Source organism: Pseudomonas sp. c313, assembly GCF_055407145.1.
On sequence record NZ_JBUZRD010000003.1, the window covers coordinates 384,588 to 396,785 of the forward strand.

The 12,198-nt window shown below is 59.5% G+C and carries 10 protein-coding genes; all 10 read right to left on the reverse strand.

Features of this window, described 5'->3' with window-relative positions:
* Positions 1–8: 8 nt before the first annotated feature.
* The 10 genes from aauR to ACZRKZ_RS11305 all read right to left on the reverse strand — a co-directional run bounded on the left by aauR (position 9) and on the right by ACZRKZ_RS11305 (position 12,060).
* On the reverse strand, positions 9–1,349 hold the full coding sequence (gene aauR / locus ACZRKZ_RS11260) for a two-component response regulator AauR (RefSeq protein ID WP_350612391.1): 1,341 nt from the start codon (positions 1,347–1,349) through the stop codon (positions 9–11).
* Positions 1,346–3,247, reverse strand: coding sequence for a two-component sensor histidine kinase AauS (aauS, locus tag ACZRKZ_RS11265; protein ID WP_463981633.1), 1,902 nt, complete (start codon positions 3,245–3,247; stop codon positions 1,346–1,348). The genes aauR and aauS overlap by 4 nt, the downstream gene beginning before the upstream one ends.
* Positions 3,248–3,412: 165 nt before the next feature.
* Positions 3,413–4,147 carry an amino acid ABC transporter ATP-binding protein gene (locus tag ACZRKZ_RS11270; protein WP_133099706.1) on the reverse strand — a complete coding sequence of 245 codons (735 nt, stop codon included), beginning with the start codon at positions 4,145–4,147 and terminating at the stop codon, positions 3,413–3,415.
* The gene (locus tag ACZRKZ_RS11275) at positions 4,144–4,815 is read right to left on the reverse strand and encodes an amino acid ABC transporter permease (protein WP_463967048.1); all 672 of its coding nucleotides are present in this window, start codon (positions 4,813–4,815) and stop codon (positions 4,144–4,146) included. Before ACZRKZ_RS11275 ends, ACZRKZ_RS11270 begins: the two co-directional genes overlap by 4 nt.
* Positions 4,815–5,561, reverse strand: coding sequence for an amino acid ABC transporter permease (locus tag ACZRKZ_RS11280; RefSeq protein WP_149411044.1), 747 nt, complete (start codon positions 5,559–5,561; stop codon positions 4,815–4,817). The genes ACZRKZ_RS11275 and ACZRKZ_RS11280 overlap by 1 nt, the downstream gene beginning before the upstream one ends.
* A gap of 193 nt (positions 5,562–5,754) precedes the next feature.
* The gene (locus tag ACZRKZ_RS11285) at positions 5,755–6,681 is read right to left on the reverse strand and encodes a glutamate/aspartate ABC transporter substrate-binding protein (RefSeq protein WP_463967047.1); all 927 of its coding nucleotides are present in this window, start codon (positions 6,679–6,681) and stop codon (positions 5,755–5,757) included.
* A 327-nt stretch (positions 6,682–7,008) separates the two neighbouring features.
* On the reverse strand, positions 7,009–8,547 hold the full coding sequence (gene glpD, locus ACZRKZ_RS11290) for a glycerol-3-phosphate dehydrogenase (RefSeq protein ID WP_463967046.1): 1,539 nt from the start codon (positions 8,545–8,547) through the stop codon (positions 7,009–7,011).
* A 220-nt stretch (positions 8,548–8,767) separates the two neighbouring features.
* Positions 8,768–9,523, reverse strand: a complete 756-nt coding sequence (locus ACZRKZ_RS11295) for a DeoR/GlpR family transcriptional regulator (RefSeq protein ID WP_133099701.1) — start codon at positions 9,521–9,523, stop codon at positions 8,768–8,770.
* A 95-nt stretch (positions 9,524–9,618) separates the two neighbouring features.
* Positions 9,619–11,124 (reverse strand): glycerol kinase GlpK, encoded by a 1,506-nt coding sequence (gene glpK, locus ACZRKZ_RS11300; protein WP_463967045.1) that lies wholly within the window; start codon positions 11,122–11,124, stop codon positions 9,619–9,621.
* A 78-nt stretch (positions 11,125–11,202) separates the two neighbouring features.
* The gene (locus ACZRKZ_RS11305) at positions 11,203–12,060 is read right to left on the reverse strand and encodes an MIP family channel protein (protein WP_133099699.1); all 858 of its coding nucleotides are present in this window, start codon (positions 12,058–12,060) and stop codon (positions 11,203–11,205) included.
* Positions 12,061–12,198: the final 138 nt, after the last annotated feature.

The window sequence follows — 12,198 nt, forward strand, 5'->3', positions numbered from 1 at the left end:
GCGCGCTCCTAGTGGCTCAGACCGTATTTCTTGACCTTGTCGAACAGGGTGGTCTTGGCCATCCCCAGTTCCTGGCTGGCCTGGGTCAGGTTGCCACCGCTGCGTTGCAAGGCGTCGCTGAGCAGGTTGCGTTCAAAGGCTTCCACCGCTTCGGTAAAGGCCAGGCCGTGGTTGTCGCTGCTGGCGCCGCTTTTCTTGAAGGCCGGCAGCCCCAGGGCGAAGCGTTCGGCGACGTTGCGCAGTTCGCGTACGTTGCCCGGCCAGTCGTGGCTCATCAGGTTGGACAGGGTCTGGTTGTCCAGGTCCGGCACGGTACGGTCGAAACGCAGGGACGACTGCTGCAGGAAATGCTCGAACAGTTGCAGGATGTCTTCCCGGCGCTCACGCAGAGGCGGCAGCTCCAGGGTCACCACATTCAGGCGGTAATACAGGTCGCTGCGAAATTGGTTGGCACGGCTCAGCTCATCGAGGTCGGACTTGGTGGCGGCGATCACCCGGCAATCCACCGCCACGCTCTGGTTCGAACCCAGACGTTCCAGGGTGCGCTCCTGCAAGACCCGCAGCAGTTTGATCTGCAGGTTCAGCGGCATGCTTTCCACTTCATCGAGGAACAACGTGCCGTTGTGGGCATGTTCGATCTTGCCGATACGGCGCTTGCCGGCGCCGGTAAAGGCGTTGGCTTCGTGGCCGAAAATTTCGCTTTCGAACAGGTTCTCCGGCAGGCCACCGCAGTTCAACGCGACGAACTGTTGGGAATGGCGACGGCTGAAATCATGCAGGCAGCGAGCGACCAGTTCCTTGCCGGTTCCGGTTTCACCTTCGATCAGCACGTTGGCCGAGGTATCGGCGACGTTGGCGATCAACTCCCGCAGGTTCTGCATGGCGGGTGAGCGGCCGATGATCCGGCCTTCCAACGAGTCGCGCTCGGCCAGTTGCCTACGCAGCGACCAGACCTCCCGTGCCAGCCCGCGTTGCTCCAGGGCGCGTCGGGCGACGTCCACCAAGCGCTCGGGGGAGAAGGGTTTCTCCATGAAGTCATAAGCGCCATCGCGCATCGCGCCGACAGCCATGGAGATATCGCCGTGACCGGTAATCAGCACCACCGGCAGGCTTTTGTCCAGGGCCTTGAGGCGGGTCAACAGCTCCAGCCCATCAATACCGGGCAGGCGAATATCGCTGATGACGATGCCAGCGAAATTTTCACCGACCCGGGTCAGGGCCTCTTCGGCGCTGCCCACGCCAACGCTTGGAATGTCCTCCAGGGCCAGGGCTTGCTGACAGCCGAGCAACACATGGGGGTCGTCTTCGACGATCAGGACGGTCAGGTCGGTATTTAGGTCGGTGTTCATTTCGACTCGGTTTGATGAGGGCTCGCCAGGGGCAAGCTCAGGACAAAGGCAGTACCGCCACCGGTCGGGTGCTCGACGGCGAGGTTGCCGCCGGTGGCCGCTGCGAGGCTGGCCGAAAGGGTCAGGCCCAGGCCCAGGCCCAGCTCGCCGGGTTTGGTGGTGAAGAATGGTTCGAACAAATGTTTGCGGGCCTCGGGGTCGATACCGTGACCGTTGTCGCGTACCCGCAGGCGGTATTTACCGTCGACGGCCTTGCCTTCCAGCCACAGCTGCGGGGCCGGTTGCGCCTGCATAGCGTCCAGGGCGTTGCCGATCAAGTTGACCAGAATCTGTTCCAGACGGGTCTGGTCGATCTGCAATTGCACGCTGGCGAAGTCGCGGTGCAGGGTTATCGGCAGGCTGTCCAGGCGACTGCCCAGCACCTGGAAGGCGGCATCCACCGCCTTGCCCAGGCTGGCTTCTCCCTGGTCGTCACCGCGCCGAGCAAAGGAGCGCAGGCTGGCGGTGATGCGACCCATGCGGTCGATCAGTTCGTTGATGGTCTTGAGGTTGGCGCTGGCGGTATCCAGGGCTCCGCGCTCCAGAAAGCGCACGGTGTTGCCGGACAAGGTTCGCAGGGCCGCCAGCGGCTGGTTCAGTTCATGGGCGATGCTGGTGGACATCTGGCCGATGGCTGCCAGTTTTCCGGCCTGGACCAGCTCGTCCTGGGCTCGGCGCAGGGTTTCTTCGGCCTGGCGCCGTTCGCGAATCTGCGCCTTGAGACGCTCGTTGCTGGCGCGCAGGTCGGTGGTGCGCTCGGCAATCCGTCGCTCCAGTTGGTTGTTGGCTTCCTGCAAGGCTTCCCGGGCGGCGAGGCGGGTGGCGATAACCTTGCGCCGTTCATTCCAGGCGATCAACAGGAAGGCCACCAAGGCAAAGGCCACGGCCACCAGGATGCCTTGATTGACTGCTGCCTGGCGCAGGTCTTTCAGGGGCGTGAGCAGGGTGAAGTTCCAGGGCGTGTCGCTCAGGGGCCGGGTCTGGGCCAGGTAGCTGACTTCCTTGTCGTCGGCCACCACCTCGCTGTTGGCCGGGAAGGTCAGTTTTTCCGTACCTTCATTCAGTTGCTCGCGGGCCAGGGGTTGCAGTTCGTTGAGGGTCGCCCAGTAATATTGCAGGCTGCGGGCCAGGCGTTCCTTGGTGTCTTCGCTCAGAGGGAGTAGGGCCTTGAGACGGCGGGCCGGGTCGCTGGACAGGATAATGATGCCGTTCTCGTCACTGACGAAGGCTTCCAGGCGCGCCCGCTGCCAGCGTTCTTCCAACGCTTCCAGGCGAACCTTGACCACCGCCACGCCGATGATCTTGCCGTGTTCTTCCAACCCATGGGCCAGGTAGTAGCCGGGTTCGCCATTGGTGCTGCCGATGCCATAGAAGCGGCCGGGCTGGCCGCGTACGGCATTCTGGAAGTAGGCGCGGAAGGACAGGTCTTCACCCAGGTAACTGTCGACATCGCGCCAGTTGCTGGTGGCCAGCACGCGGCCGGTGGTGTCCATCACATAAATGGCCCGACTGCGACTGCGCCGGTTCAGGCCTTCGAGGTAATCGTTGACCTTCTGCCGGTGTTCCGGATTCGGGTCGGCCAGCAGCTTGGAGACGCTGGACTCCAGCTCCAGCAGGCTGGGTAGGTAGGTGTATTTGCTGATCTCACTCTCGACGGTTCGTGCGTGCAGTTCCAACTGGCGCTCGCCGTTCTCGCTCAGGGCGCGGATCCCATAGTATTCGCTGGTCCAGAAGCCGATATAACCCAGGCCAATCATCAGCAGGATGATCAGCGGTGGCAGGAACAATTGGCGAATCAGACGAGGCTTCACGGCAAGGGATGGCGGTGCGGCGCGATAAAGAGTGGGGTCGCATTTCATCACAGATGCCTTGGGTCAGCTACCGTTCGCCTGGCTACTGTAGGAGCGAGCTTGCTCGCGAAGAACTCAAGGACACTGCGTTTATCCAGGATGCACGCGTTATCGTTGAGGTCTTTCGCGAGCAAGCTTGCTCCTACAGGGTGGGGCGAGTTGCGGCTTTGCTTTTTAGTGCTGCAGGATTTTCTCAAGGAAGTGCTGCGCACGTTCGGAGCGGGCGCTGATGTCGCCGAAGAACTCTTCTTTCTGGCAGTCTTCGATGATCTTGCCCTGGTCCATGAAGATCACGCGGTCGGCCACCTTACGGGCGAAGCCCATTTCGTGGGTCACGCACATCATGGTCATGCCTTCCTGGGCCAGTTGCACCATCACGTCCAGTACTTCGTTGACCATTTCCGGGTCCAGGGCCGAGGTCGGTTCGTCGAACAGCATGACGATCGGGTCCATGGCCAGGGCGCGGGCAATCGCCACACGTTGTTGCTGGCCGCCGGAGAGCTGGCCAGGGTGCTTGTGGGCATGGGCCGACAGGCCGACGCGCTCCAGCAGTTGCAGGCCTTTCTGGGTGGCTTCTTCCTTGCTGCGACCCAGCACCTTGATCTGCGCGATGGTCAGGTTTTCGGTGATGGTCAGGTGCGGGAACAGTTCGAAGTGCTGGAACACCATGCCCACGCGCGAACGCAGCTTCGGCAGGTTGGTCTTCGGATCGGCGATGGAGGTGCCATCGACGATCACGTCACCCTTCTGGAACGGTTCCAGTGCGTTGACGCACTTGATCAGGGTGGACTTGCCCGAGCCGGACGGCCCGCACACCACGATCACTTCGCCTTTCTTGACCTCGGTGCTGCAATCGGTCAGCACCTGGAAGTCGCCATACCACTTGTTGACGTTCTTGATAGAGATCATACGGCAAACCTTTTTTGCAGACGCTTGACCAGCAGCGAGGCGGCAAAGCTGATGATGAAGTAGACGACACCGGCGAAAATCAGGAATTCATTGGAACGACCGATGATGTCGCCATTGGCTCGCGAAGCATTGAGGAAGTCCACCAGGCCGACGGTGTACACCAGCGAGGTGTCCTGGAACAGGATGATGCTCTGTTGCAGCAACAGCGGCGTCATCTTGCGAAACGCCTGGGGCAGGATGATCAGGCGCATGGTCTGGCTGTAGGTCATGCCCATGGCTTGCGCGGCGGCCATCTGGCCCTTGGCGATTGACTGCACGCCGGCCCGAACGATTTCGCAGAAGTACGCCGCTTCGAACATCATGAAAGCCACGACGCAGGAAGTGAACGCACCGATTGGCGTGTCTTCGCCGGTGATCCAGCGCAGCACGAACGGTACCGCCAGGTAGAACCAGGTGATCACCAGCAGCAGCGGGATCGAGCGGAAGTAGTTCACATAGGCGCCGGCCACGCGAGACATCAGCTTGCTGGAGGACAGGCGCATCAGTGCCAGGATCGTGCCAAGGATAATCCCGCCGACCACGCCCATGACCATCAGTTGCAGGGTCATGACCATGCCGTTCCACAAACCTGGAATGGCCGGGATGATGCCGCTGAAATCGAAGTCCATTATTTACCCCCCACGGAAATCAGGCCGGGCACCGCGACTTTCTTCTCGATTACGCGCATCAGCAGCATCAGGCTCATGTTCAGGGTGAAGTAGATCAGCGTGGCCAGGGTGAAGGCTTCAAACAGGTTGGCCGAGAACTCGGCGGTCTGCTTGGTTTGCGCCAGCAGTTCCATCAGGCCGATCAGGGACGCCACGGAGGAGTTCTTGAAGACGTTGAGGAATTCCGAGGTAAGCGGTGGAATGATGATCCGGTAAGCCTGGGGCAGCAGCACGTTCCAGTAGACTTGCGGCAGCTTGAAACCCATGGCTCGGGCGGCGGACTCCTGGCCTGGTGGCAGCGCCTGGATGCCGGTGCGCACTTGTTCGCACACACGGGCGGCGGTGAACAGGCCCAGGCACACGACAACGCTCAGGTAGGCCGAGGTGGTCGGGTTGAGGTCTTGTTTGTACCAGTCTTGCAGGTTCTGCGGCAGCAGGTCGGGCACCAGGAAGTACCAGATGAACAGCTGAACCAGCAGCGGCACGTTACGAAACAGTTCCACGTAGCAGGTCGCGATGCCCGATACGATGCGGTTAGGCACGGTGCGCATGACGCCGAGTATGGAGCCCAGCAGCAAGGCGATGATCCACGCGACGATGGCGATGGCGATGGTCCAGCCCAATCCGGAGATGTACCAGTCGAGATAAGTCTCGCTGCCCACGCCGGTGGACTTGAAGAACACGCTCCAGTCCCAGTTGTAATTCATTAGGGTCTCCCCTCAAGTTCGATCGATGTACAAGCACCCGCTTGGGAAAAATCCATTCCCGCCCGACGTTGATCGTCAGGCACACACGATCGGCTCGAAAACCACCAGGTCGAGTGTTCCAAAAAAAGCCAGCAGGTAGTAACAGACGCCTGAGGGAGGTTTGGCCCCCTCAGGAGATAAGGTTAGTTCGGAATCAGGACTTTTTTTCGGCCGTCTTGTCGTCAGCCGCTTTGTCGGTCGGATTGGCGATCAGGGCCTTGAGCTCGTCGCTCATCGGGAACATCAGGTTCAGGCCTTTTGGCGGGATCGGCGAGCTGAACCACTTGGTGTAGATAGTGTTGATCGCGCCCGACTTGTAGGTTGCGACGATTGCGTCGTCCACAGCCTTCTTGAACGGAGCGTCGCCCTTGCGGACCATGCAACCGTAGATTTCGTAGGATTGCGCAGTACCGGTCACTTCCCAGTCGGTTGGCTTCTTGGCCTTGGCCATTTCGCCAGCCAGCAGTGCATCGTCCATCATGAAGGCAACGGCACGGCCACTTTCCAGCATCTGGAAGGATTCACCGTGGTCCTTGGCGGAGATGACGTTCATGCCCATTTGCTTGTCGGCGTTCATGGACTTGAGGATGCGCTCGGACGTGGTGCCGGCGGTGGTCACGACGTTCTTGCCCTTGAGGTCAGCGAAATCCTTGTAGGTCGAGTCCTTTTTGGACAGCAGACGGGTACCGATTTCGAAGATGCCGACTGAGAAGTCGACTTGTTGCTGACGCTCTACGTTGTTGGTGGTGGAGCCGCACTCGACGTCCACAGTGCCGTTCTGCACCAGCGGGATACGGGTTTGCGAGGTGACCAGGTTGTATTTGACCTTGAGGTCCGGCATGTCGAGGTCTTTCTTGATGGCCTCAACGATTGCCAATTGGATGTCGTGGGAGTAGCCCACTGGCTTGCCGGATGCGTCCGCGATGTAGGAGAACGGAATGGAAGCGTCGCGGTGGCCCAGAGTGATGGTGCCGGACTCTTTGATTTTCTTCAGTGTGCCGGTGAGTTCGGCGGCGAAAACTGGAGTGCTAATCAGAGCTGCAGCGATAGCTGCGCCCAAAAGATGGGGAACGATGCGCATCAATACTTCCTCGACATTTGTTTTTTTTATGAAGCCGGTTAAGACGGCCATTTTTATATACACAGCTACAGCGAATGCCTATGACGGCTCCTGAGGTATCTCAGGCAATTGCACCAGAAGTGTAGAGCATGAGTCGTGCCAGGCTTGGTATAAAAAGTTAACTGTTTGATTTATAAGTAGATTAATTTTATATGAGCGGATTTTTATAGTGCCTTGATCCGGCAAACCGAATGGTTCGGCTTATGGCGTTCGGGAAACCGAATATTTGGAAGTGTATGAAAAAGCCCCTGAACCTTTCGGTGCAGGGGCTTGGTGACGGTCGATCAATCAGGCCGCTTCAATCTTGCTGCGGTTCTGCTCCACCTTGGTCAGGTAGCGCTGCACGCTTTCCTGTTCTTGCGCGGTGGTGAACAGGCCCAGCTTGCTGCGGCGCCAGAGGATGTCCTGTGGGTGCAGGGCCCACTCTTCGGCACACAGGTAGTCGACTTCCCGGGTGTACAGGCCGCCACCGAGGTGGTCACCCAGGTCGGCCAGCGATTGCACGCCTTCCAGCAGGCGCCAGGTACGGCTGCCATAGGTGGTGGACCAGCGTCGGGCGATCTCGCTGGGAATCCAGTCGAACTTGCTGCGGATAGCCTCGGCGAGGGCCTCTGGGGTGGTCATGTCTTCGCCGCCGGGCAAGGTCGCCTTGGCGGTCCAGCTTGGCAAGATGTCCTTGAAGTACGGGGCCAGTTGCGCCAGCGCCGATTCTGCCAGTTTGCGGTAGGTGGTCAGCTTGCCGCCGAACACCGACAGCAGTGGCGCCTCATCGGCACCGCCGGACAGCGCCAAGGTGTAGTCGCGGGTCACGGCCGATGGGTTGTCGGATTCGTCGTTGCACAACGGGCGCACGCCGGAATAGGTGTGGACGATGTCGTCGCGGCTCAGTTGTTTCTTGAAGTGGGCGTTGACCACTTTCAGCATGTAGTCGGTTTCACCCTCGGTAATCGCCACTTTCGCGGGATCGCCGGTGTACTCGCGGTCGGTAGTACCGATGATGGTGAAGTGGCTCAGGTACGGAATGGTGAAGACGATGCGCTGGTCTTCGTTCTGCAGGATGTGCGCATGGGCGCCTTCATACAGCTTCGGCACGATCAGGTGGCTGCCCTGGATCAGGCGGATACCGTAGGGCGATTCGAGCTTCAGGTCATCCTTGATGAACTTGGCGACCCATGGGCCGGCAGCGTTCACCAGCGCCTTGGCGCGGATCGAGAACAGGCTGCCATCGGCGCGTTCCAGGTGCAGGTGCCATAGGCCCTTGCTGCGACGGGCGCTGACACAACGGGTTTGCGTGTGGACGTGGGCACCTTTTTCCCGCGCGGCCATGGCGTTGAGCACCACGAGGCGTGCGTCGTCGACCCAGCAGTCGGAGTATTCGAAGCCTTTGGTGATTTCGCTTTTCAGCGGGCTGTCCGGGCCGAACTTGAGGCTTTTGGAGCCTTCGAGTTTTTCCCGTTTGCCGAGGTGGTCATAGAGGAACAAACCGGCCCGAATCATCCACGCCGGACGCAGGTGCGGGCGGTGCGGCAAGACAAAGCGCATTTGCTTGACGATGTGCGGGGCCTTGGCCAGCAGCACTTCCCGCTCAGCCAGGGCTTCACGCACCAGGCGGAACTCGTAATGTTCAAGGTAGCGCAGGCCACCGTGGATCAGCTTGCTGCTGGCGGAGGAGGTGTGGCTGGCCAGGTCGTCCTTTTCGCAAAGGAATACTGACAAACCGCGACCGGCTGCGTCTGCTGCAATGCCGACGCCATTGATCCCGCCGCCAATAACGGCAACGTCATAGACTTCGGCAAGCGGTGGAGCAGGCAAGGTAGAAGGGGTCATCGGCTGGCCTCACGATCTTTTTTTCATATTGGAATTCGAACATGAATGTTCATTTTCGAAAATGGTAGCTCATAAACGCGGGCACAGCCAGCCAACTTCGATTGAAAATACTGATCGAAGGGTGGGGAAAGGAAAATTTGTGAACACTGCGATGGGTGTGTGAGTGCTGCATTGGCGAGCGGGCAAGCCCGCTCGCCACAGATGAGGTATGAGCTGTTGCTTAAACCACTTCCAGGCGAATCTTGTTCTGATTGAGCAATTGCAGCAACGCCGGTACCGGCTGCTGATCGGTGACCAAACAATCAATCAAACTGATCGGTCCCAGGCGAATCATGGCATTGCGCCCGAATTTGCTGGAGTCCGCCGCGAGGATTACCTTGCGTGCATTGGCGATGATCGCTTGGGAAACCCGTACTTCCTGGTAGTCGAAGTCGAGCAGGCTGCCGTCTTCATCGATGCCGCTGATGCCCACCAAGGCAAAGTCGACCTTGAACTGGTTGATGAAGTCGACGCTGGCCTGGCCCACCACTCCGCCGTCACGGCGCACGTTGCCGCCGGTCAGCAGCACGTCGAAGTCGTCCTTGGCGCTGAGCATCATGGCGACGTTGAGGTTATTGGTGATGATTTTCAGGTGGCTGTGGTTGAGCAGCGCCTTGGCGATGGATTCGGTGGTGGTGCCGATATTGATAAACAGCGAGGCGTGATCGGGGATTTGCGCGGCAATGGCTTCGCCGATGCGCTGTTTCTCGTCGCGCATCTGATCGGCACGCATAGCGTACGCGGTGTTTTCAACGCTGGAATCATAGGCCGCGCCGCCGTGGTAGCGGCGCAACAGGTTTGCTTCCGCCAGTTGATTGATATCACGGCGGATGGTTTGCGGGGTGACAACGAACAGCTGCGCCATTTCCTCGATACTCACATAGCCGCGTTCGCGGACCAGTTCGAGGATTTGCTGCTGGCGGGGAGGCAGATTCATGGGGCGTCCTTTGGGCTGCCGTACAAAAGTGGCCCATGATGACGCAGGAATCTGCTCCCTGCCAGTTACAACCCTATATGGGTCCAGCGCTTGGCTTATTCAGCGCCTTCGTGGGGTTCCCAGTCGCGGGTGCGGCTGACGGCTTTTTTCCAGCCGGCGTAGAGTTTTTCCTTCACTGCGTCTTCAAGTTGCGGTTCGAATTCGCGCTCAATCACCGCCTTGCCGCGCAACTCGTCCAGGCTGCCCCAGAAGCCACAAGCCAGGCCGGCCAGGTAGGCGGCACCCAGTGCGGTGGTTTCGCGCATTTGCGGACGTTCCACCTGAGTGCCGAGAATATCGGCCTGGAACTGCATCAGGAAGTTGTTCGCTACTGCGCCGCCGTCCACCCGCAGGGATGTGAGGCGTTCGCCGGAATCCTGCTGCATGGCGTCGAGTACGTCGCGGGTCTGGTAGGCAATCGACTCCAGTGCTGCACGAATGATGTGATCCACTCGTACGCCACGGGTCAGGCCGAACAGCGCGCCACGGGCATAGGGGTCCCAGTACGGTGCGCCCAGGCCGGTGAAGGCCGGGACCAGGTACACGCCGTTGCTGTCTTTGACTTTGCTGGCAAAGTATTCGGTGTCATGGGCGTCGTTGATGATCTTCAGCTCGTCCCGCAGCCATTGCACTGTGGAGCCGCCGTTGAACACGGCGCCTTCCAGGGCGTAGGCCACTTCACCACGGGGGCCGCAAGCGATAGTGGTGAGCATGCCGTGCTTGGACTTGACCGCTTTGTCGCCGGTGTTCATCAGCAGGAAGCAGCCGGTGCCGTAGGTGTTTTTCGCCTGGCCTGGTTCTACGCACATCTGGCCGAACAGTGCTGCTTGCTGGTCGCCGGCGATACCGCCGATAGCGATGCCGCTTTTGGTGTGACCATAGATTTCTGAGGAGGATTTCACTTCAGGCAGCATTTCGCGGGGGATATCGAGGATATCCAGCATCTTCGCATCCCACTCAAGGGTGTGGATGTTGAAGAGCATGGTGCGCGAGGCGTTGGTGTAGTCGGTGACGTGGGTCTTGCCGCCGGTAAATTTCCAGATCAGCCAGCTGTCGACGGTGCCGAACAGCAGCTCGCCGTTGCGCGCGCGTTCACGGCTGCCTTCGACGTTGTCGAGGATCCACTTGAGTTTTGTGCCGGAGAAGTACGGGTCTGTGACCAGGCCGGTGATGTCGCTGATGTATTGCTCATGGCCGTCGCGCTTGAGCTGTTGGCAAATTTCGGTGCTGCGGCGGCACTGCCAGACAATGGCGTTGTAGATCGGGCGGCCGGTGACCTTGTCCCAGACCACGGTGGTTTCACGTTGGTTGGTGATGCCGATGGCGGCAACTTGGTCATGGTGCAGGCCGGCTTGTGCCAAGGCTTCGACCATTACCGCGCTCTGGGTGGCGAAGATTTCCATCGGGTCATGTTCGACCCAGCCAGGTTGGGGGTAATGCTGGGTGAATACACGCTGGGCGGTGCAGACCACGTTGGCGTCACGATCAAAAATGATCGCCCGGGAACTGGTTGTGCCCTGATCGAGGGCAATGATGTAGTTCTTATTCTGAATGTCGGTCATGTCGATTGCCTTGGACGGAAAAAAGAAGTGAGTAAGTAGCCTGGGACGCAAAGGGCAGTAAGACTCAGGCTAGCGCTTTCAGGACGTTCGGGTTTTACCGCTGGCGGCGGCGGTATCAGTTGCATCAGTTGTAGCAGGTGCGGCGTTGGGCAGGTGCCGGGCAATCAACCCGCGATAAGCCGCAGCGCCGAGGCAGGCACCGACAATCGGTGCAAAGATCGGAATCAGGAAATAGGGAATGTCGCGCCCGCCGGTGAAGGCCATTTCACCCCAGCCGGCGAAAAAGGTCATCAGCTTGGGGCCGAAGTCACGAGCCGGGTTCATCGCAAACCCGGTCAGCGGGCCCATGGCGCTGCCAATCACGGCGATTAGCAAACCGATCAGCAGCGGGGCCAGAGCGCCGCGCGGCAAGCCGTTGTTGTCATCAGTCAGGGCCATGATCACGCCCATCAGGATTGCGGTGATGACCACTTCAACCAGGAAGGCCTGAGCGGTAGTCAGCAGTGGATGAGGGTAGGTGGAGAACACCGACGCCAACTCCAGGCTGGCCTGGGAGCCACGGATCATATGGTGGGTTTGTTCGTAATCGAAAAACAGATTGCTGTAGAGCGTGTAAACCAATGCGGCGGAACAGAAGGCGCCAGCGACTTGGGCGATGATGTAGAACGGCAGTTTGCGCTTTTCAAAATCGGCAAAAATACACAGGGCGATACTGACGGCTGGATTGAGGTGAGCTCCGGAAATGCCGGCGCTCAGGTAGATCGCCATGCTGACGCCGATCCCCCAGATGATGCTGATTTCCCACAAGCCAAAACTGGCACCCGCGACCTTGAGCGCGGCAACACAACCGGTACCGAAGAAGATCAGCAGCGCAGTCCCCAGGAATTCGGCCATGCATTGGCTTGAGAGTGAAGGCTGTTGAAGAGCAGTTGTCATTGAAAACCTCTGTTTTTGTTGTTGTCTGGCGCTTTGCCTCACGGAGGCTCTTTGCAAAAGAAGCGCGATTTTCACCGTGGCGAGGATCTCCATCCTGTTCGCGGCTTACTGCTTGGATACTGAGGCGCTATTCCTACA

Bases quoted from the DNA above. Each gene is read 5' to 3' on its own strand.
- aauR (WP_350612391.1), bottom strand. From the start codon at position 1,349: ATGAACACCGACCTAAATACCGACCTGACCGTCCTGATCGTCGAAGAC.
- aauS (WP_463981633.1), bottom strand. From the start codon at position 3,247: ATGAAATGCGACCCCACTCTTTATCGCGCCGCACCGCCATCCCTTGCC.
- ACZRKZ_RS11270 (WP_133099706.1), bottom strand. From the start codon at position 4,147: ATGATCTCTATCAAGAACGTCAACAAGTGGTATGGCGACTTCCAGGTG.
- ACZRKZ_RS11275 (WP_463967048.1), bottom strand. From the start codon at position 4,815: ATGGACTTCGATTTCAGCGGCATCATCCCGGCCATTCCAGGTTTGTGG.
- ACZRKZ_RS11280 (WP_149411044.1), bottom strand. From the start codon at position 5,561: ATGAATTACAACTGGGACTGGAGCGTGTTCTTCAAGTCCACCGGCGTG.
- ACZRKZ_RS11285 (WP_463967047.1), bottom strand. From the start codon at position 6,681: ATGCGCATCGTTCCCCATCTTTTGGGCGCAGCTATCGCTGCAGCTCTG.
- glpD (WP_463967046.1), bottom strand. From the start codon at position 8,547: ATGACCCCTTCTACCTTGCCTGCTCCACCGCTTGCCGAAGTCTATGAC.
- ACZRKZ_RS11295 (WP_133099701.1), bottom strand. From the start codon at position 9,523: ATGAATCTGCCTCCCCGCCAGCAGCAAATCCTCGAACTGGTCCGCGAA.
- glpK (WP_463967045.1), bottom strand. From the start codon at position 11,124: ATGACCGACATTCAGAATAAGAACTACATCATTGCCCTCGATCAGGGC.
- ACZRKZ_RS11305 (WP_133099699.1), bottom strand. From the start codon at position 12,060: ATGACAACTGCTCTTCAACAGCCTTCACTCTCAAGCCAATGCATGGCC.